Source organism: Sphaerotilus sp., from assembly GCF_031429695.1.
Classification (GTDB): domain Bacteria; phylum Pseudomonadota; class Gammaproteobacteria; order Burkholderiales; family Burkholderiaceae_C; genus Sphaerotilus.
In genome coordinates, this window is record NZ_JANPAB010000010.1 from 15,258 (window position 1) to 34,930 (window position 19,673).

Sequence of the window (19,673 nt, forward strand, 5' to 3'; positions counted from 1 at the left end):
GTCGGTTCACTTCACCACTTTCCAGCCGGCCGCAGCACCCGGCCGCACCACCACCGGATGCGACAGCGCCACCCGCATCGCCGCCCGCGCACGCGACAGCCGCGACATCACGGTGCCCACCGGCACATCGAGCACCGCCGCAGCCTCGGCGTAGCTGAACTCCTCCAGACCGACCAGCAGCAGCACCTCGCGCTGCGGCACGGGCAGATTCGCCAGCGCGGCGTGGATGTCCCGCAGCGCCAGCGTCTCCAGCTGCCCACCGCTGACGGACGGCGCGGACGGATCGTCCTGCACATCGTCGAGCGGATCGGTGGGCAGCCGGGGCTGGCGCACCTGGTTCAGGTACAGGTTGTGCATCAGCGTGAACAACCACGCCCGCAGCCGCTCGGCCGGATCCGTCGGGTCACCCTCGGCCGGTGCCTGCCACTGGTGCAGCCGCGCCCAGGCCCGCTCCAGCGTGTCCTGGACCAGATCGTCCGCACTGGCAGCGTTCCCGCCGGTCAGGGCTCGCGCGTACCGCCGCAGGCGCGGCAGATGCACGATCAGGTCCGGCGGATCGGACATGCAGCCTGGGCGCTCAGGAACGGCGGTTCACGGGCGGGCGGTGTGCCAGACGCCGTTGACGCCGTCGCCGGTGGTGTCGCCCGCCTTCATGTCCTTGACCCAGGTGTAGAGCGGCTGGCCCTTGTAGGCCCACTGGCGCGTGCCATCGTCGCGGGTGACGACGCTGTAGTCACCGCGGGCCTTGGCGTCGGCGGGAGCCATCAGCGGCGGCCAGTTCTTCGCGCAGGGACCGTTGCAGGCGCTGCGGCCGGCGGCATCCCTGTCGAAGGTGTAGAGCGTCATGCCGGCCGCGTCGGTCAGCATGCCACCGGCAGTCATGGCCGGCGGCGGCGGCGCCATCATCGCGCAGGCACCGAGCACCAGCGTGGCCGAGACGGTGAGCGCGAGGCTGACACGGCGGATCGAGGAAGAAATCGAGGTCATGGCGTTATCTCCTGGCTGGAGGGATGGCAGGGATGCCAGCCCACAACCCGGTGAACACAGGATGCACCCGCTTCATTCCCGCCATCGCCAAATAAATAAACAGCGCGACAATCTCCGCCCATGAGTTCCCTGCACCCTGCCCCCGCCGCCGTGGCCACACCCACCCGCCAGCATTTCGCCAGCGACAACTACGCCGGCATGTGCCCGAACGCCGCGCGCTGGTTCATGGAGGCCCAGACCAGCGGCCACGAACCCGCCTACGGCGACGACCGCTGGACGCAGCAGGTCTCGGAAGCCCTGCGCGAGCTGTTCCAGACCGACTGCGATGTCTACTTCGTCTTCAACGGCACGGCGGCCAACTCGCTGGCGCTGGCCTCGCTGTGCCAGAGCTACCACTCAGTGATCTGCACCCCGGTCGCGCACATCGAGACGGATGAATGCGGCGGGCCGGAGTTCTTCTCCAACGGCTCGAAGCTGCTGACCGCCGAGGGAGAAAGTGCTTCCGCCCGGCTCGGCAAGCTCACGCCCGACGCGGTGGAGGCGCTGGTCACCAAGCGCAACGACCTGCATTACCCCAAGCCCAAGGTGGTCAGCCTCACCCAGGCCACCGAACTCGGCACCGTCTACAGCGTCGAGGAAGTCCGCGCCATCGCGGCCATCGCCAAGCGCCGCCACCTCAAGGTCCACATGGACGGCGCGCGCTTCGCCAACGCGGTGGCCACGCTGGGCTGCCACCCGAGCGACATCACCTGGCGTGCCGGGGTCGACGTGCTGTGTTTCGGCGGCACCAAGAACGGGCTGCCGATCGGCGAGGCCGTGGTGTTCTTCGACCGGGCGCTGTCGGAGGACTTCGCCTACCGCGTCAAGCAGGCGGGGCAGCTCGCGTCCAAGATGCGCTTCATCTCGGCGCCGTGGCTCGGGCTGCTGGAAAACGACACCTGGCTGGCCAACGCGCGCCACGCCAATGCCATGGCGCTGCGCCTGTACCGGGCACTGGATGGCGTGGCGGGTGTCGAGCGCCTGCACGCACCGCAGGCCAACGCGGTGTTCGCCCGTCTGTCGCCGACGGCCATCGCCCGGGTCCAGGCCCAGGGCTGGCGCTTCTACCAATTCATCGCGGGCGGGGGCTGCCGGTTCATGTGTTCGTGGGACACCACGCCCGAGTCGGTCGATGCCTTCGCTGCCGACATCGCGCGCGCCTGCGCCTGACCTTCCGCACTGTCCCTTCCGCATCGCCCGCTTCTCCAAGTTCCAAGGATTGCCATGACTGCCCGACTGCTGCAGAGCCTGCCCGACGCTGGCCCACCCGCCCAACTCTTCATCCTGCTGCACGGCGTGGGCGCTTCGGCCGATGACCTGGTGCCACTGGCCAAGGTGCTGCGGGCGTCGTTCCCGCAGGCCGCGCTGCTGCTGCCGGACGGCTTCGACGCCTTTGACGCCGCGCCCACTGCGCAGGGTCGGCAGTGGTTTTCGATTGCCGGCGTGACCGAGGAGAACCGAGCGGAGCGTGTGCAGGCCGTCGTCCCCACGCTGATCGACTGGGTGCGCGGCCACCAGCAGCACCTCGGCGTGGGGGCCGCGGCGACGGCGCTGGTCGGGTTTTCGCAAGGCAGCATCGTGTCGCTCGAAGCGGCCGTCGCGGCGCCGGATCTGGTCGGGCGGGTGCTGGCGTTCTCGGGCCGCTTTGCGCAACTGCCCGAAGCCGCGCCGCCGCTGACCACCTTCCACTTTTTCCATGGCGGCCAGGACGCCGTCATCCCTGCGCTGCACGCCACCGCGGCCTTCGAGCACGTGGCAGCCCTCGACGGCGGCGACGCGACCCTCGACATCGCCGACGAAGTGGGCCACGAGCTGCACCCTGCGCTGCTGGAGCGGGCCGTCTTTCGCCTCACGCACCATGTGCCGCCGCGGCTGTGGCGCGAAGCGATGAGCCTGGCGGGCGCGCCGACCGGATCCGCGTGAACACGGCGATCCGGGACGAACTGCCCTTCGATCGGCGCTGAATTTCGGGGATCAGGCAAGCAGGACAAACGCGACAGTGCGGGCTCTGCCCTCCACTTTGCCTGCCATCCCCATGCCGCTGCATCCCCGGTCCGACTGCGATTGCGCTCCATCGCCAGGCAACGCCCTCCTCGCCGAGGGACCACGCATGATGGTGGCCGAGGTGGTGCCGGTATGGCAACGCCATGTCGAGGCCTCGCGGTTGGCCGTGGAAAGTGGCATCGGCGACCTGCTTGAATCCTTCTCGCGGCTGTGCGACGGCGTGATGGCCGCCAGCCAGCGCCCACCCGGCGCGGCATCCGACGACACCCTGCCCGCCGGGCTGTCGGTGACGAGCGAGCGCCAGGACCACGTGCTGACCCAGCTGCTCGACGCCGTCGACATCACCCACCAGCGCCGCGAGCAACTCCTGGCGCAGCTCGCCGAGTCGCTGGTGCAGCTCGATGCCATCGAGGCCGATCTGCGCGGCGCGCTGCCTGAGGACGCTCGCCCGCTGCAACGTCTGGACGACACGCGCTCGGCGCTGGCGCTGCTGTCGCAGCAGGTGGCCGCGGACACCCGCAGCGACCACGCGCGCCAGGACCGGGCCCTCGCACAAGCCCGACAGTCGCTGGTCGAACTGGCCGTGGAACGCGCCGCGCCCGAGATCGCGGCCTGCGCGCTGCAGTCCCTGAGCGCGCGCATCGAGAAAGACCTGGAGCGCGTGCTGCTGGGCATGCAGTTCCAGGACCGGCTGAATCAGACCCTGACCAACGTCGCCCACGACATGCAGCGATTCACCGAGTGGATGCGCCGCAATGAACATGCGAGCCACGCCGACGCCATGCGCTGGCTGGCCGAGCTGGAGCGCTCCTACACGACGCAGGAGCAGCGTGCGCGCCACAACGGCCTGCCCGACGCGCCGTCTCAGGGCGGAAGTGTCGAGTTTTTCTGACCTGGACCGAGGCCTTTCCCATGCACACGCCCCTCCTCCTGTCGACCGGCAAGACCATCCTGGTGATCGACGATTCGAGCAGTTTCCGCACCGTCGCCAAGCTTGCGCTGCAGAAGGCCGGCTACACGGTGGTGGAAGCCGTGGACGGGGAGGACGCCGTGGCCCGGCTCGACACCCATCCCCCGGCGCTCATCGTCTGCGACGTCAACATGCCGCGCATGGACGGGCTGAGCTTCGCGCGCCACGTCAAGACGATGGCCGACCACCGGTTCACGCCCATCATCATGCTGACCACCGAGTCGCAGGAAGCGAAGAAAACCGAGGGTCGCGCAGCGGGTGTGCGGGCCTGGATCACCAAGCCGTTCCAGCCTTCGCAGCTCGTGGACGCGGTTGCACGGCTGTGCCCGTGATCGACGGAGACCTGACCATCCGCCACGCGGCCCGGCGCCGCACGCAGTTGCTCGACTGGCTGGCCGAGGCCGGGCCGGACGATGCGCTGGACCTGGCGCAGGTGTCGGCCTGCGACACGGCGGGGCTGCAACTGCTGCTGGCGCTGCGCCGCAGCCGCGCGGAGCAAAACCGCGGTCTGCGCCTGTGCAACGCCACACCCGGGCTGTCGGACGTGCTGCAGCGCAGCGGTCTGGGCAATCTGCTGCCCGACACCGGACGCCGGGGCTGAGGGGCATGGGCCAGTACCTGCGCTTCGCACTGGGCCAGGGCCGCTACGCCTTAGGGCTGGACCGGGTGAAGGAAATCCTCGAAGTCGGCGCGCTGACGCCCGTCCCGCTGATGCCGGACTGCGTGCGCGGGGTGATGAACCTGCGCGGTGCGGTGGTACCGGTGATCGACCTTGGTCGCCGGCTCGGGCTGGGCGCGGTCCGGATCGGGCGACGAACCTGCATCGTGATGGTGGAGCTGGGCGGTGCCGCGGGGGACGAATCACCGCCCATGGGCATGCTGGTCGATGCCGTGGATGAGGTGTTCACGGCCAGCGATGCCGAGCACGAGGCGGTCCCGCCACTGGGCACCGCCGTGGAGCCGCGCTACCTGCGCAGCCTCGTGCGCGTGCGGGGCGAGGCGATGCCGGAGCTGGACCTGCCTGCTGTGCTTGATCCCGCAGCGCTGGCCCGCACCTAGGATCACGGCGGCACTCAATCCGCCACGGACACGGCACCCGACAGCGGCCCGATGGGCAGCACCACATCACCGCACTGTGCGCGGTGCCGAAGCACATGGTCCATCACCACCAGCGCCAACATCGCTTCGGCGATCGGCGTGGCACGGATGCCGACGCAGGGATCGTGCCGGCCGAAGGTTTCCACCGTCGTCGGCTCGCCAGCGCGGTTGACCGAATCGCGGGGCGTGCGAATCGAGCTGGTCGGCTTGATGGCGATCGACACCACCAGATCCTGTCCGGTCGATATCCCGCCGAGGACACCGCCCGCGTTGTTGCTGCGAAAACCCGCCGGGGTCATCTCGTCGCCGTGCTCGGTGCCGCGCTGGGCCACCGACGCGAAGCCGGCGCCGATCTCCACGCCCTTGACCGCGTTGATGCCCATCATCGCGTAGGCCACATCGGCGTCGAGCTTGTCGAACAGCGGATCGCCCAGGCCGACCGGCATGCCACGGGCCACCACCTGAATGCGCGCGCCGCAGGAGTCCCCTGCCCGGCGCAGATCGTCCATGTAGGTCTCAAGCGCCTCGATCTTCGAGCGACCCGGCGCGAAGAATGGATTCAAGGGAATCTGCGCCTCGTCCTCGAATGGAATCTCGATCGGACCGAGCTGGCTCATCCAGCCGAGGAACGTGGTGCCGTGCTGCGCCTTCAGCCATTGCTTGGCTACGGCACCCGCCGCCACCATCGGCGCCGTCAGCCGCGCCGACGATCGCCCGCCACCACGCGGATCGCGCAGGCCGTACTTGCGCCAGTAGGTGTAGTCGGCATGGCCCGGGCGGAAGGTGTCGAGGATGTTGCCGTAGTCCTTGCTGCGCTGGTCGGTGTTGCGGATCAGCAGGCAGATCGGTGTGCCGGTGGTCAGGCCCTCGTAGACGCCAGAGAGGATCTCGACCTGGTCCGGCTCGTTGCGCTGGGTGACATGGCGGCTCGTGCCGGGGCGACGGCGGTCGAGGTCAGGCTGAATGTCGGACTCGGACAGCGCCATCCCGGGCGGGCAGCCGTCGATGACGCAGCCAATGGCCGGACCATGGCTTTCGCCAAAATTGGTGACTCGAAACAGGAGACCGAAGGTGCTGCCGGACATGGTGCGGATGGGTGACTGCTTGCGCGGGTAGGGTCGGGAGGAATCGGCTGATTGTAGGCGGCCGCCGCGCGGCGAACTGAGCCCCCTATGCCCTGCTGCTCCAGCCATTGCCGCTGCCGCCGCCCGTGAGAATTCAACCGAATCGCACATCAAGGATCAAGATGAGCACGGCCCTCAAACACCAGACATCCCCCCGGTCAATGACCAGCGGCGGCAGTTCCTCCACCCAGCGCCACGGCGAGGCCGGCAGCAAAGCCGGCGACACCAGCCACCTGCGGGGCGAGTACCTGACCTTCCGCCTCGGCCAGGAGGAATACGGCATCGACATCCTCAAGGTGCAGGAAATCCGCTCCTATGAAGCGCCGACGCGCATCGCCAATGCGGCGTCCTGCTTCAAGGGCGTCGTGAACCTGCGCGGCGTGATCGTGCCGATCGTGGATCTGCGCATCAAGTTCGGCTGCGAGAGCGCCGAGTACAACGGCTTCACGGTGGTGATCGTGCTGAACATCCGCGGGCGGGTGGTCGGCGCGGTGGTGGATTCGGTGTCAGACGTGCTGGAACTGCCTGGCGAGGCCGTGCGCCCCGCCCCGGACATGGACACCAGCCAAGACACCAGCTTCATCACCGGCATCGCCAGCCTGCAGGACCGCATGCTGATCCTGCTCGACATCGAACGCCTCATGGGCAGCGCCGATCTCGGCCTCAGTTCTGCGACATCCGACATGTGAACTTTCCCCGTTGATTCCAGCCGCGAGTCCGCCAGTGACTCGTTTCAGGCACGTTACCTTAAGGGTAGCGTGCCTTTTTTGTGGCATGGTGCACATAAATACATTTTGTTACGACTGCATCACCTGTCGGTGCAGCGCGGCAGAAAGAGGGAATGTGCTGTGGTCCATCACTTTCAACACCTGTCCATCCGGGCGCGTCTGGCGTTCGGCACCCTGGTTCCACTCGGACTGGCAGCCGCCTCGCAGGTGCTGGCTTGGTCGTCGATCGCCGAGGGTTCGGCTCCTGCAATCGGAATGGCGTTGCTTTCGGGTGCGCTGTTGTTCGCGGCGATCAGCAGCGGCCTGGTGCTGCTGCAGATCAATGCGCGGACGATTGTTCGCCCATTGGAAAGCGCGCAACGGGTGACCCAGGCGCTGGTGCTGGGCAACTACGGGGTGCGCGTTCGGGTGGATCGGCTGGACGAGGTCGGCCGTCTGCTGGTCGCGCTGGAGGCGTTGGGCGACTATCTGGCCGTCGTGCTGCCGGAAGAGAAGGACGACACACCGCGCAGCCAGCGACTGTCCGTACCGACGGGCTCGCTGGAACGGATCGCCGAGCGCCTGCACCAGGGCGGGGAAACGCCCATCCTGTCGACCAGCGCGCCAGTCGACCGGCCAGCGCCAGTACCGGCCCGGTCCACAGCGCGCCTGCGTCTGGTCGCCCGTCAGGCCTGACCGCTGGCCGAATCGGTCGTGGTCGGCTCGGTGGCCTCGACCGGCCAGTCGCGGATGTAGGCCTTGAGCATGCGGTTCTCGAAGTCCTGGCTGTCCACCACGGCCTTGGCGACGTCATAGAACGAGATCACACCCATCAGCATGCGCGCGCTCATCACGGGCATGTAGCGCGCATGGCGCTCCAGCATCATGCGGCGGACCTCGTCGATCTCGGTCTCGGGCGTGCAGGTCAGCGGGTGGTCGTCCATCACGCCGCGCACCAGCAACTTGCCCACCACGCCCCCATTGCGGACGATCGCCTGGATCACTTCCCGGAAAGTGAGCATGCCGGCCAGGTCGCCGTGCTCCATCACCACCAGGGAGCCGATGTCATTCTCGGCCATGGCGTTGATGGCGTCGGCCAGCGGGTGGTCCGGGGTGACGGTGAAGAGCGTGTTTCCCTTCACACGCAGGATGTCGCTGACTTTCATGGGGGCCTCTCGAATGCTGGAACGGATGCGGAAACTACAGGAGCTGTTGCGCCAATATAGCCCACAATGCGCGCAAAAATCACCCTGAGGAGCCCCCGATGGCCGGATACGCCGCCCCCGGATTCGACACCCTCGCGCTGCACGCCGGCAGTGCGCCCGACCCGGTCACCGGGGCCCGCGCTGTCCCGCTGCACCTGAGCACCTCCTTCGTCTTCGAGTCCGCGGAACACGCCGCCTCGCTGTTCAACCTGGAGCGTCCGGGCCACGTCTACAGCCGGCTGTCCAACCCGACCACCGCCGTGCTGGAAGAGCGCATCGCCGCGCTGGAAGGCGGCGTCGGCGGTCTGGCCACCGCCAGCGGACAGGCGGGTCTGGTGCTGGCCATCACGACGCTGGCCGGCGCCGGTGACCACATCGTCGCCAGCAGCTCGCTCTACGGTGGCTCGCACAACCTGCTGCACTACACGCTGCCGCGCCTGGGCATCCACACCACCTTCGTGCGGCCCGGCGACCACGACGGCTGGCGCGCGGCCATCCGGCCCGAAACGAAGCTGCTGTTCGGCGAGACGCTGGGCAACCCGGGGCTGGACGTGCTCGACATCCCCGCGCTGGCGCAGCTCGGCCGCGACCAAGGCCTGCCGCTGCTGGTGGACGCCACGCTGACGACGCCCTGGCTGCAGCGCCCGCTGGACCTCGGCGCATCGCTGGTCCTGCATTCGGCGACCAAGTTCCTCTGCGGCCACGGCACGGTCGTGGGCGGGCTGCTGGTCGATGGGGGCAACTTCGACTGGGAAGCCGCCCACGCGGTGCACGGCCGTGGTGCGACGCTCTGCACGCCCTACGACGGCTTCCACGGCATGGTGTTCACCGAGGAAAGCTCCGTCGGCGCCTTCGGCCTGCGGGCGCGGCGCGAGGGCCTGCGCGACCTCGGCGCCTGCATGAGCCCGCACACCGCCTGGCTGATCCTGCAGGGCGTCGAGACGCTGCCGCTGCGCATGGCACGCCATGTCGAGAACACACAGCGCATCGTCGAGTTCCTCGCCACGCAGCCACTGGTTGGCACCATCCGCCACCCCTCGCGGTCCGACCACCCGGACCATGCCCTGGCACAGCGGCTGCTGCCCAAGGGCTGCGGCGCCGTGTTCAGTTTCGACCTGCAGGGCTCTCGTCGGCAAGGACAGGCCTTCATCGAGGCGCTGGAGCTGTTCTCGCACCTGGCCAATGTGGGCGATGCGCGCTCGCTGGTGATCCACCCGGCCTCGACCACCCATTTCCGCATGGACGACGCGGCGCTGGCCGCTGCCGGCATCGGCCCCGGCACGGTTCGGCTGTCGGTGGGGCTCGAAGACTCCGCCGACCTCATCGACGATCTCCAGCGCGCCCTCAAGGTGGCGCAGAAAGCCGCGTGATGTCCATGCCCACCTCTGCGCCCCTCTACGCCTACACCGGCGGCCGCCCCTTCGATGCCGCCCTGCCCTGTGTCGTGTTCCTCCACGGTGCGCTCCACGACCACAGCGTCTGGACGCTGGCGGCGCGCTGGTTCGCGCACCACGGCCACAGCGTGCTGGCGGTCGATCTGCCGGGACATGGCCGCAGCGCCGGGCCAGCGCTGCCGGACATCGAGGCGATGGCCGACGCCGTGCTCGCACTGCTGGCCGAGCGCGGCGTGCGCCGGGCGGCGCTGGTCGGGCACAGCATGGGGTCGCTGATCGCGCTGGAGGCGGCCAGCCGCGCAGCGCCGGGCACGGTCAGCCACCTCGTTCTGGTCGGCACCGCCTACCCGATGCGGGTGTCACCGGCCCTGCTGGACACGGCGGCGCGGCAGCCGCTGGTGGCCATCGACCAGGTGGTGACGTTCTCGCACGCGTCGATGGCAGCCAAGCCTTCGTACCCTGGACCGGGTGCGTGGCTGCACGGCGTCAGCCGGGCCCTGATGCGCCAGGTGCTCGCACGCAGCGAAGGCGTGGCCGGGGTGGAACACAACCTCTTCCACCACGACTTCTCTGCCTGCGACCGCTACGCCCATGGACTGGACGCCGCCGCGCAACTGCAGGGTGTCCGCTGCAGCCTCATCGTCGGTGCCCGGGACCGCATGACCGTGCCGAAGCAAGCCACCGCGATGGCAAAGGCCCTGGGCGCCGAGGTACACACGCTGCCGACCGCCGGCCACGTGCTGATGATGGAAGACCCGGACGGACTGCTCGCCGCGCTGCGCACAGCGCTGGCGTGAACAGCCCGCCGTGGCCGGACCCGTGCGTCAGCGCGAAAGTGCGGCGCGGCGGGCAGGCACCACCGACTTCATCTGGCGCCGCAGTGCAACGGCCGAGGTAGCAGCGGGCCGCTCGTGCTGCTCCAGACGGAAGATGCGCACCGCCTCGGCCACCATCTCCGCCTGGGTGCCGACCGATCCGGCCGCGCCGGTCAGCTCCTGCACCAGCGTGGCGTTCTGCTGGGTCAGCGTTTCCATGTTGGCCACGGCCTCGTTGATCTGCGAGATGCCGACCAGTTGCTCGGCCGCCCCATCGCCAATGCCGCCGACCAGCTTGCTCATCTGACGCACGGCGGCGAGGGCTTCGTCCATGGTGGTGCAGGCCAGATCGGTCTGGACCGTGCCGGTTTCCACCTTGCTGGCAGCGTCCAGGATCAGCTCCTTGATCTCCTGGGCCGCCACTGAGGTGCGCTTGGCGAGCTGGCGCACCTCGCCGGCCACCACGGCAAATCCACGGCCCTGCTCCCCGGCACGGGCCGCTTCGACGGCCGCGTTCAGCGCCAGCAGATTGGTCTGCAGTGCAATGCCGTCAATGACCTGCACGATTTCCTGGATGCGCCGCGAGGCCTGGCTGATGGTCTGCATCGTCTCGGTGACGCGGTGCACAGCCGCCGTGCTGCGCGAGGTGATCTCGGCCGCCTGCAGCGCCATGCCGGCCACGCCGTGGGCGCTCTCGGCGCTCTGGCGGACCGTGGCGGTGATCTGGGTCATCGACGCCGAGGTCTCGACGAGGCTGGACGCCTGGGACTCGGTGCGTTCGGACAGGTCCAGATTGCCCCGGGCCAGCTCGCCCGCCGTGCCGCGCAGCGAATCCACGCCGGCACGGGTGTCACCGACGATGGCCAGCAGATTGACCGCAAGCTGGTTGAGCGCACGCTCCAGCCGGCCTGCGAGCCCCGCCTGGTCGGCCGGCAACCGGCGGCTCAGATCGCCCGCCGCCATGCGGTTGGCAAACTGCAGCAGCCGCTGCATGGGCTGGACAGTCGTGGCGCCAATGCGCCACGCGGCGATGGCCGCAGAACCGGCCAGCAAGACAGCGCCGGCCAGCCCGCCGACCACGCTCAGGCCCTCGGCCATGGCGCCCAGTTGCCCGGCGGCCACCCCAGACGCCCCGCAGCCCAGGCAGATCAGGAACAGGCGTGTACTGGCGCTGACCGCCAGCCGCCGCCGGCTGCGTGCCCACCAGGTGTCCAGCTCGACCCGGCCACTCTGGAGGTGAAGCCGGGGCGGACCGCCCGAGGCCGAACCCTCGCGCATCGATGCATAGAGTTGCTCGGCCGCCTCGATCTGCTGCCGGCTGGCTTCGGTGCGCACCGACATGTAGCCGGCTGGCCGGTCACCGTCCAGCAGCGGCGTGACGTTGGCCAGCACCCAGTAGTGGTCGCCGTTCTTGCGGCGGTTCTTCACCATCCCGGACCATGGCTCGCCGCCGGCGATCGTGGCCCACATGTCGCGGAAGGCCTCCTCGGGCATGTCGGGGTGCCGGATCAGGTTGTGCGGCTGTCCGAGCAGTTCCTCGCGAACGAAGCCGCTGACCTCGATGAACGCCGGATTGCAATAGAGGATGCGGCCCTGCAGGTCGGTGGTCGACACCAGTGCCCGTCCTGCCGGAAAAGGATATTCAGCCTGGGTGACTGGCAAGTTGCTGCGCATTCGATACCCCCCGGTAACACGCTTGGCTCAATTCCGTCGGTTGACGGTCTGGCGAGAGGTTAGAGAGTCCGGGCCAACACGAACTGCGCAAAACAGCCGACTAAATGCAGTTGTTCGGCATCGACACTGGGGGTTTCAAGGAATCGCTGGCGCAGCCGACCCAAGTGCGTCCGCGAGACGCATGTCTGCGAGGCCCGCGTGCTGCCAGAACGGCTCGTCCTGCCAGCGCGCGGCCAGCAACAGCGCCTGCACCAGCGGCGCCACCGGCGTGCAGGCCGGATCGACCAGCAGCACATGCCGCGCCAGCCCTGGCTCCGCCAGCGCGCCGACCCAGTCGAGGCGCTGCAGTTGCTCGACCACAGGCTCGACCTGCAAGGGATCAAGGCGCAGGCGTTCGCACAACTCGACCAATGCAATGCCACGCGACGGGCTCTGCTGCGCCTGTGCCAGCTCGCGCAGGACGGTCAGCGCCAGCATGAAGCGCCAGCCCGGCGTGACCGCATGGCGCACCACGCGCATCTGCAGGCTCGGTGCGTAGGCGGCGACCACGGCGCCCAGCAGCACGATCACCCAGCCGAGGTAGATCCAGCTCAGCAGGATCGGCAGCGCGGCGAAGGCGCCGTAAATCGTGGTGTAGGTGGGTGCGAGGCCGAGGTACCAGGCCAGACCGCGCTTGGCCAGCTCGAACCCGATGGCCACGAACACACCGCCGAGCGCCGCGTGGCTCCAGCGCACCTGCGTGTTGGGCACGAACTTGAACAGTGCCGACATGCCCGCCGCCATCAAGCCCAGTTCGACCAGCCCGAGCAGGAAGGACACCCCGCCCGGCAAGGTCTGGACCAGGCCGCTGGAGGCCGACACGGCGTACGAGGTCATCGACAGGCTGACCCCGAGCACCAACGGCGCCAGCGTGGCCGTCGCCCAGTACACCAGCACCCGCTGCGCGAGTGGCCGCGTCTGACGCACGCGCCAGATGGCGTTGAGCGAGCGGTCAATGGTCAGCAGCAGCGCAATGGCCGTCAACACCAGCACCACCAGACCCACCGCCCCGACCTGGCTGGCCTTGCTGGCAAACAGCGTCAGTTGCTTGAGCACCGGGCGGGCGATGGCGTCCGGCACCAGGTTCTGCAGGAAATACACCTCCAGCGCCTTGCGGAAGCTCGCGAACATCGGAAACGCCGTGAACAGCGCGAAGGTCACCGTGGCCAGTGGCACCAGCGAAATCATGGTGGTGAAGGTCAGGCTGCCAGCGGTGATGCCGAGGCGGTCTTCGCGGAAACGCTGGCGCAAGGTGCGCAGGGTGTCGAGCCAGGGCCAGCGCTGAAAGGCGGCCCAGCGACTGCTGAGTGGATTCATGTGGCTATCATGCCAAAGCTGAACCGAACCCCTCACGATGACCGAACCTTCTGCCCAAGTCCCCACCTCCGCCGTGCAGCGCAGCCGCTGGCTCTCTTTCGGCACGTGCCTGGCGCTGCTCGTGCTGGGCCTGCTCTGGGAGCTGTCGCTGGCACGCACGGGCGCCGGCACGCTCGCCATCAAGGTCGTTCCGTTGGTGTTCGCCCTGCCCGGCCTGTGGCGCATGAAGCTCTACACCTACCGCTGGCTGAGTCTGGCGGTCTGGCTCTACGCGGCCGAAGGGGCTGTGCGTATCAACAGCGCACCCGGCCGGGAAGTGCTGCTGGCGGGCGCCGAGATCGTGCTGTCGGTGCTGCTGTTCACGGCCTGCGCCTGGCATGTGCGGGCGCGACTCGCGGCCGGTCGCCAAGCACCGGCGGCAGCCGCTGCGGCCTGAAAACGGAGCGTGTCCACCATGCCATTCAATGCGTCCACCCTGCCCACGCTGCTGGCCGATCTGCGCGCCGCCGTTGGCGAAGCCCATGTGCTGCAAGGCGGTGACCTGAGCGCCTACGAACGGGACTGGCGCAAACGCTGGCACGGCCGCGCGTTCGCGGTGGTGCGACCCGGCAGCACGGCCGAAGTGGCTGCGGTCCTGCGCGCCTGTGCAGGCCACGGCGTAGCGGTGGTGCCACAAGGCGGCAACACCGGGCTGGTCGGCGGTTCGGTGCCGGACGACACGGGCACGCAGGTGCTGCTGAACCTGGGACGGATGAACCGGGTCCGCGCCATCGACGTGGCCAATCTGACGATGACGGTCGAAGCCGGATGCGTGCTGCAGGCGGCGCAGGAGGCGGCCGAAGCGGCTGGCCTGCTGCTGCCGCTGAGTCTGGCAGCGGAAGGCAGTTGCACCATCGGCGGCAACCTCTCGACCAACGCAGGCGGCACGCAGGTGCTGCGCTACGGCAACGCACGCGAACTCTGCCTCGGGCTGGAGGTAGTGACGCCGCACGGCGAGGTCTGGGAAGGTCTGAGCGGCCTGCGCAAGGACAACACCGGCTACGACCTGCGTCACCTCTACATCGGCAGCGAAGGCACGCTCGGCGTGATCACCGCAGCGGTGATGCGCCTGCATCCGCAACCGGCCGCGTCGATGACGGCGCTGGCAGTCTGCGAGTCGGTGGACCAGTGCGTGGCGCTGCTGCAACTGGCACAGGCCCGTGCCGCGGCCTCGCTGACCGGGTTCGAGGTGATGAGCGACTTCGCGCTGTCGCTGGTCCGCAAGCATTTTCCGCAGATCCCGCAGCCGCTGCCGCCTTCGCCGTGGACCGTATTGCTGGAAATCTCGGATGCCGAAAGCGCCGACCACGCCCGGACGATCTTCGAGGGTCTGCTGGAAGCGGCGCTGGAGGCCGGTGTCATCACGGACGCAGCGGTGGCCTCGTCTGTCGCGCAGTCGCGCTCGATGTGGCACCTGCGCGAATCGATCTCGATGGCGCAGGCCGAGGAAGGTCTCAACATCAAGCACGACATCGCCCTGCCCGTCTCGCGCATCCCCACATTCGTCGCCAGCACGGATGCGGCGCTGGAGCAGGCGTTTCCGGGCGCGCGGCTCGTCAACTTCGGACACCTGGGCGACGGCAACCTGCACTACAACGTGCAGGTGCCGGTCGGTGGATCTGCGGCGAATTTTCTGGCGCAGCATGAACACGCGGTCAATGCGCTGGTCTATGACGCGGTACAGGCACACGGCGGATCGATTTCGGCCGAGCACGGCATCGGCGCACTGAAGCGGGAGGAACTGGCACGGCGCAAGTCACCGGTTGCGCTGTCGCTAATGCGGGCGATCAAGCGGGCGCTGGATCCCGGTCTGCGGATGAACCCCGGCCGGATGCTGGACCCCGGCGACCCTACTGCAACGGTCCCTTGAGTCCGTCGGGGATCGGCAGGTGGAAGATTTCGATCCCCTCGTCGCGCAAGGCCCGTGCTTCGGTGGGCGTGGTTTCCCCACGGATGTTGCGGTGATCGATCTCGCCGTGGTGGATGCGGCGGACTTCCTGGGCGAAGTGCGGCCCGACGTCTTCGGTGTTGGCCAGCACATGGCGCATGGCCTGCAACAGCACGGCCTCGGCCTGCGCGCGCTCGGGCGTCAGTGACACGGTGGGCCGAGGAGTCTCCGGTTTTGCTGGCACGGGCGCAACCAATGCCGGCGCCTTGGCACCGGACAAATTCAGACGGGGTGCCGACGGCAGCCGCACGACATCGACATGCCCGCAGACCGGACAGGTCAACAGTCCGCGGGACTGCTGCGACTGGTAGTCGTCTTCCGAGCCGAACCAGCCCTCGAAGGGATGGCCCGCCGCACACTGCAGGTTGAGTACTTTCATGACCGAACGATTATCGGTCGCAGCCCCAGGCGTCCGCAGGTTTCCAGGTCAAAGCCCAACGGCCGGCACGCCATTGCTGCAGCCAGAGCAAGGCGATCATGGTCTTGGCGTCGGTGACGGAACCATCGGCCACCCAGTTCGACAGTTCTTCTTCGGACGCAACGAACACGTCGAGGAACTCCCCGGCATCCAGTTGCCGCTCTCCGGCGACCAGCCCGCGCGCAAACCAGACCTCGATCCGCTCGCTGGAGTAGGCAATCGCGTTGTGCAGTTCGCCCGCATACGCCCACTCGGCAGCACGGAATCCGGTTTCCTCGAAAAGCTCGCGCACACCGCAGACAATGCCCGGCTCGCCAGCTTCGAGCTTGCCGGCGGGGAACTCCAGGTAGGCACGGTGCGTGGGATAGCGGTATTGCCGCTCCATCACCAGACGCCCATCGTCCAGAACCGGCACGACCATCACCGCGCCGGGGTGAACGATGTACTCGCGGTACGAGGTGCTACCGTCGGGCAGAGACACGTCGTCCTGGCGCACCTGCAGGAAACGCCCGCAGTAGACCTCGCGCGACTGCACGCAGACCTCGCGCAGATGGGCGTCGTCCGCGGGCAGATTGTTCAGTTCCGGCAAGACCATGGGCATAGGCATGCGTCGTTCAGTGCTGCCGGCGCAGATGCCGCCACACGAATCCCGGGAAAGCGAGCGTCAGCATCACGCAGGACAGCACCGCATAGAACTGCCAGCCCTGCTCGGCCATCTGGCTGTTGCGGCCTTCCAGCCAGCGCCCCAGTCCGATCGTCAACGCGGTGTAGAGCATCAACTCCACCAGGCGCAACGCGATGCCCTTGTGCACCTTGCGGGGTCCGAAGGCAAAAAGCCGTTCGTTGAAGAACGGCAGATTGGCCAGTACGGCTGCGAGCAGCAACACCAGCCAGACCGACGCCGCCGCCGACATCAGGTCGCCAGCGCCTTGACGATGGCTTGGGCGCACATCGCCATCAGGCCACCCGGCAGGATGCCAAGGATCAGGACGGCCGCGCCGTTCAGCGACAGCACCGTGCGCGCACCGGTGGGTGTGACGATCGGGGACGTGTCGGTCGGCTCGTCGAAGTACATGACCTTGACGATGCGCAGGTAGTAGAAGGCACCGATCAGCGACATCACCACCGCGAAGATGGCCAGTTGCAGGTGCATGCCGTCATTGGTCGAGATCAGCGACTGCAGCACGGCCAACTTGGCGTAGAAGCCGACCATCGGCGGCACGCCCGCCAGCGAGAACATGAAGATGCCCATCACGGCCGCCAGCATGGGGCTGCGGCGGTGCAGACCCGCCAAGTCGGCAATTTCTTCCGCTTCGAAGCCGGCACGGGCCATCAGCATGATCAGGCCGAAGGTGCCCAGCGTCGTCACCACGTAGGTGATGATGTAGAACATGGCCGAGCTGTAGGCGTTGGCGGCCGACAGCGTGTTGCCGTTGACCACACCCGCCAGCAGACCCAGCAGCAGAAAGCCCATCTGCGCAATGGTCGAGTAGGCCAGCATCCGCTTGAGGTTGGTCTGCGCGATGGCGGCCAGGTTGCCCACCAGCAGCGAGCACACGGCCAGCACGACAAACATCTGCTGCCAGTCCACCGCGAGGCCCAGCATGCCGTCCACCAGCAGGCGGATCGTCATGCCGAAGGCAGCAATCTTTGGCGCACCGGCGATCAGCAGCGTCGCAGCGGTCGGCGCGCCTTGGTACACGTCTGGCAGCCACATATGGAACGGCACAGCACCCAGCTTGAACGCGAGACCGGAAACGATGAACACCAGCCCGAACACCAGCACCTGGCGGTTCACTTCGCCCTTGCCGATGGCGTCGAAGATCTTGCCCAGATCGAGCGAGCCGGTGGCGCCGTACATCATCGACATGCCGTAGAGCAGGAAGCCCGACGCCAGCGCACCGAGCACGAAGTACTTCATCGCCGCTTCGGTGGACTGCGCATGGTCACGGCGCAGCGCGACCAGCGAGTACAGCGACAGGCTCATCACTTCGAGGCCGAGGTACAGCGTCAGCAAATTGTTGCCCGACACCATGATCGAGATGCCCAGCAGCGAGAACAGGCTGAGCGAGTACAGCTCGCCCTTGAGCATCTCGCGGCTCTCGGCGTAGGGCCGTGCGTAGACCAGCGTCACAGCAACCGCGATCGTTGCGAACAGGGCCAGCAGGTGACCCATCGGGTCGGTGACCACCATGCGGTTCATCGCGTAGTAGGTCTGCCCCTCGTTGAACGACACCCAGTGCATGGCACCCAGGCAGACCAGAGTCAGCAGGGACAGCACATGGGTCGGCGTGCGCTTGGGGTCGGTGACGAACAGGTCGGCCAGCGCGACCACGCAGGCCATCACCAGCAGGAAGATCTCGGGATACACCGCGAGCCAATTCATTGCAGTCATGGGGTGCAGCGCTCCAGGATCACAGTTTCGACACGCCAACATGGCGGATCAGCTCGGTCACCGACACGTGCATCACGTCGGTGAACGGCTTGGGGTACAGGCCCATCGCGAGGGTACAGACCGCCAGCACGGCCAGCAGCAGGTACTCGCGGGCGTTGATGTCGGTGAGTTCGCGCACGTGGTCGTTGGCAATCTCGCCGAAGTAGACCCGCTTGACCATCCACAGCGTGTAAGCCGCACCAAAGATCAGTGCCGACGCCGCCAGCATGCCAATCCAGAAGTTGAATTGCACAGCACCCAGGATCACCATCCACTCACCGATGAACCCCGCCGTGCCCGGCAAGCCCGCATTGGCCATGCCGAAGAACACCGCGAAGGCAGCAAACTTGGGCATCGTGTTGGCCACGCCGCCGTAAGAGGCAATTTCACGCGAATGCATGCGGTCGTACAGGACACCGATCGACAGGAACATCGCGCCGGAGACGAAGCCGTGCGAGATCATCTGCACCAGTCCGCCGGAAATGCCCAGCTCGCTGAAGATGAAGAAGCCGAGGGTGACGAAACCCATGTGCGCAATCGACGAATACGCGACCAGCTTCTTCATGTCGGTCTGCACCATCGCGACCAGCCCGACGTAGACCACCGCGATCAGCGACAGCGTGACGAGCAGGCCGGACCATTCGTGCGCGGCGTCCGGAGCGATCGGCAGCGAGAAACGCAGGAAACCGTAGGCGCCGAGCTTCAGCATGATGGCCGCCAGCACGATGGAGCCGCCGGTAGGTGCTTCGACGTGGGCATCCGGCAACCAGGTATGCACCGGCCACATCGGCACCTTCACCGCAAACGCCGCCAGGAATGCGAAGAACAGCATCGTCTGCGCATCGGCCGGGAGCGGGAGCTTGTGCCAGGTCAGGATGTCGAAGCTGCCCCCCGACTTGTAGTACAGGAAGATCAGCGCGAGCAGCAGCAGCAGCGAGCCGGCCAGCGTGTACAGGAAGAACTTGATCGCGGCGTAGACACGGCGCTGTCCGCCCCAGATGCCGATGATGATGTACATCGGGATCAGGGTCGCTTCGAAGAACACGTAGAACAGCATGCCGTCGGCGGCCGAGAACACGCCGACCGTCAGGCCCGACATGATCAGGAAGGCCCCGATGTACTGGTGCGCGCGGTCGGTGATGACTTCCCAGCCCGCCAGCACGACAATGATCGAGATGAAGGCCGTCAGCAGCACGAACCACACCGAGATGCCATCGACACCCAGGTGGTAGCGGATGTTGAAGCGCGGAATCCAGGCGATGTTTTCCTGGAACTGCAGGGCAGCCGTGGTGCTGTCGAAACCGCCGATCAGCGGCAGCGTCACTGCGAAGCCAATCAGCGCGCCGATCAGGCCGATCCAGCGGGCCGCCTGGGGTTGGTCGTCACGTCCGATCGCCAGCAGCAGCACGCCGAAGGCGATGGGGATCCAGATTGCAAGAGAGAGGTATGCCATGGGGTGTT

23 protein-coding genes are annotated in these 19,673 nt (G+C 67.6%); 12 read left to right on the forward strand and 11 right to left on the reverse strand.

Features of this window, described 5'->3' with window-relative positions; all coding sequences use genetic code 11:
- Window positions 1-6: 6 nt before the first annotated feature.
- Both RMP06_RS02150 and RMP06_RS02155 read right to left on the reverse strand, forming a co-directional pair.
- Window positions 7-564 carry an RNA polymerase sigma factor gene (locus tag RMP06_RS02150; protein ID WP_310460136.1) on the reverse strand — a complete coding sequence of 186 codons (558 nt, stop codon included), beginning with the start codon at window positions 562-564 and terminating at the stop codon, window positions 7-9.
- A 27-nt stretch (window positions 565-591) separates the two neighbouring features.
- On the reverse strand, window positions 592-987 hold the full coding sequence (locus tag RMP06_RS02155; RefSeq protein WP_310460137.1) for a COG4315 family predicted lipoprotein: 396 nt from the start codon (window positions 985-987) through the stop codon (window positions 592-594).
- 120 nt (window positions 988-1,107) lie between these two features.
- On the opposite strand from RMP06_RS02155, the gene RMP06_RS02160 reads away from it, so the two are divergent.
- The 6 genes from RMP06_RS02160 to RMP06_RS02185 all read left to right on the forward strand — a co-directional run bounded on the left by RMP06_RS02160 (window position 1,108) and on the right by RMP06_RS02185 (window position 5,059).
- Window positions 1,108-2,196, forward strand: a complete 1,089-nt coding sequence (locus RMP06_RS02160; protein ID WP_310460138.1) for a threonine aldolase family protein — start codon at window positions 1,108-1,110, stop codon at window positions 2,194-2,196.
- Between the two features lie 54 nt (window positions 2,197-2,250).
- Window positions 2,251-2,949 carry an esterase gene (ypfH, locus tag RMP06_RS02165; RefSeq protein ID WP_310460139.1) on the forward strand — a complete coding sequence of 233 codons (699 nt, stop codon included), beginning with the start codon at window positions 2,251-2,253 and terminating at the stop codon, window positions 2,947-2,949.
- 187 nt (window positions 2,950-3,136) lie between these two features.
- A complete protein-coding gene (locus RMP06_RS02170; RefSeq protein ID WP_310460140.1) occupies window positions 3,137-3,922 on the forward strand; it encodes a hypothetical protein in 786 nt (261 codons plus the stop codon).
- 20 nt (window positions 3,923-3,942) lie between these two features.
- Window positions 3,943-4,332 carry a response regulator gene (locus RMP06_RS02175; RefSeq protein ID WP_310460141.1) on the forward strand — a complete coding sequence of 130 codons (390 nt, stop codon included), beginning with the start codon at window positions 3,943-3,945 and terminating at the stop codon, window positions 4,330-4,332.
- A complete protein-coding gene (locus RMP06_RS02180; RefSeq protein WP_310460142.1) occupies window positions 4,329-4,601 on the forward strand; it encodes an STAS domain-containing protein in 273 nt (90 codons plus the stop codon). Before RMP06_RS02175 ends, RMP06_RS02180 begins: the two co-directional genes overlap by 4 nt.
- A gap of 5 nt (window positions 4,602-4,606) precedes the next feature.
- Complete coding sequence (locus RMP06_RS02185; RefSeq protein WP_310460143.1) at window positions 4,607-5,059, forward strand: chemotaxis protein CheW; 453 nt, start codon at window positions 4,607-4,609, stop codon at window positions 5,057-5,059.
- Window positions 5,060-5,073: 14 nt separating this feature from the next.
- Here RMP06_RS02185 and aroC read toward each other — a convergent pair whose 3' ends face one another.
- Window positions 5,074-6,183: a chorismate synthase gene (gene aroC, locus RMP06_RS02190; RefSeq protein WP_310460144.1), complete on the reverse strand. Its 1,110-nt coding sequence runs from the start codon at window positions 6,181-6,183 to the stop codon at window positions 5,074-5,076.
- Between the two features lie 200 nt (window positions 6,184-6,383).
- Between aroC and RMP06_RS02195 the strand changes: the two genes are divergently transcribed.
- Together RMP06_RS02195 and RMP06_RS02200 are read left to right on the forward strand one after the other, a co-directional pair.
- Complete coding sequence (locus tag RMP06_RS02195) at window positions 6,384-6,911, forward strand: chemotaxis protein CheW (RefSeq protein WP_409050080.1); 528 nt, start codon at window positions 6,384-6,386, stop codon at window positions 6,909-6,911.
- Between the two features lie 105 nt (window positions 6,912-7,016).
- On the forward strand, window positions 7,017-7,625 hold the full coding sequence (locus RMP06_RS02200; protein ID WP_310460146.1) for a HAMP domain-containing protein: 609 nt from the start codon (window positions 7,017-7,019) through the stop codon (window positions 7,623-7,625).
- Here RMP06_RS02200 and RMP06_RS02205 read toward each other — a convergent pair.
- Window positions 7,616-8,095: a CBS domain-containing protein gene (locus tag RMP06_RS02205; protein ID WP_310460147.1), complete on the reverse strand. Its 480-nt coding sequence runs from the start codon at window positions 8,093-8,095 to the stop codon at window positions 7,616-7,618. The two genes, RMP06_RS02200 and RMP06_RS02205, sit on opposite strands and share 10 nt — an antisense overlap.
- A 98-nt stretch (window positions 8,096-8,193) precedes the next feature.
- Here RMP06_RS02205 and RMP06_RS02210 point away from each other — a divergent pair, with 98 nt between their 5' ends.
- Window positions 8,194-9,504: an O-acetylhomoserine aminocarboxypropyltransferase gene (locus RMP06_RS02210; protein ID WP_310460148.1), complete on the forward strand. Its 1,311-nt coding sequence runs from the start codon at window positions 8,194-8,196 to the stop codon at window positions 9,502-9,504.
- Window positions 9,504-10,325, forward strand: coding sequence for an alpha/beta fold hydrolase (locus RMP06_RS02215; RefSeq protein WP_310460149.1), 822 nt, complete (start codon window positions 9,504-9,506; stop codon window positions 10,323-10,325). The genes RMP06_RS02210 and RMP06_RS02215 overlap by 1 nt, the downstream gene beginning before the upstream one ends.
- A gap of 27 nt (window positions 10,326-10,352) precedes the next feature.
- Here the strand turns inward: RMP06_RS02215 and RMP06_RS02220 are convergent, their stop codons facing one another.
- Complete coding sequence (locus RMP06_RS02220) at window positions 10,353-11,957, reverse strand: methyl-accepting chemotaxis protein (RefSeq protein WP_310460150.1); 1,605 nt, start codon at window positions 11,955-11,957, stop codon at window positions 10,353-10,355.
- 195 nt (window positions 11,958-12,152) lie between these two features.
- Window positions 12,153-13,373, reverse strand: coding sequence for a YihY family inner membrane protein (locus RMP06_RS02225; RefSeq protein ID WP_310460151.1), 1,221 nt, complete (start codon window positions 13,371-13,373; stop codon window positions 12,153-12,155).
- Window positions 13,374-13,410: 37 nt separating this feature from the next.
- On the opposite strand from RMP06_RS02225, the gene RMP06_RS02230 reads away from it, so the two are divergent.
- The gene (locus RMP06_RS02230; RefSeq protein WP_310460152.1) at window positions 13,411-13,809 is read left to right on the forward strand and encodes a DUF2069 domain-containing protein; all 399 of its coding nucleotides are present in this window, start codon (window positions 13,411-13,413) and stop codon (window positions 13,807-13,809) included.
- 18 nt (window positions 13,810-13,827) lie between these two features.
- The gene (locus RMP06_RS02235; RefSeq protein ID WP_310460153.1) at window positions 13,828-15,282 is read left to right on the forward strand and encodes an FAD-binding oxidoreductase; all 1,455 of its coding nucleotides are present in this window, start codon (window positions 13,828-13,830) and stop codon (window positions 15,280-15,282) included.
- Here RMP06_RS02235 and RMP06_RS02240 read toward each other — a convergent pair.
- The 5 genes from RMP06_RS02240 to RMP06_RS02260 are packed head-to-tail and all read right to left on the reverse strand — an operon-like array spanning window position 15,263 to window position 19,665.
- Window positions 15,263-15,739, reverse strand: coding sequence for a DUF1178 family protein (locus tag RMP06_RS02240; RefSeq protein ID WP_310460154.1), 477 nt, complete (start codon window positions 15,737-15,739; stop codon window positions 15,263-15,265). The genes RMP06_RS02235 and RMP06_RS02240 overlap by 20 nt on opposite strands.
- A gap of 10 nt (window positions 15,740-15,749) precedes the next feature.
- On the reverse strand, window positions 15,750-16,385 hold the full coding sequence (locus tag RMP06_RS02245) for an NUDIX domain-containing protein (RefSeq protein WP_310460155.1): 636 nt from the start codon (window positions 16,383-16,385) through the stop codon (window positions 15,750-15,752).
- A 7-nt stretch (window positions 16,386-16,392) separates the two neighbouring features.
- Entirely contained in the window at window positions 16,393-16,692 is a 300-nt protein-coding gene (locus tag RMP06_RS02250) for a DUF2818 family protein (protein WP_310460156.1), read from the reverse strand.
- Window positions 16,692-18,173 (reverse strand): NADH-quinone oxidoreductase subunit NuoN, encoded by a 1,482-nt coding sequence (gene nuoN / locus RMP06_RS02255; protein ID WP_310460157.1) that lies wholly within the window; start codon window positions 18,171-18,173, stop codon window positions 16,692-16,694. Before nuoN ends, RMP06_RS02250 begins: the two co-directional genes overlap by 1 nt.
- A 19-nt stretch (window positions 18,174-18,192) precedes the next feature.
- Window positions 18,193-19,665 carry an NADH-quinone oxidoreductase subunit M gene (locus tag RMP06_RS02260; RefSeq protein WP_310460158.1) on the reverse strand — a complete coding sequence of 491 codons (1,473 nt, stop codon included), beginning with the start codon at window positions 19,663-19,665 and terminating at the stop codon, window positions 18,193-18,195.
- Between the last annotated feature and the right edge of the window lie 8 nt (window positions 19,666-19,673).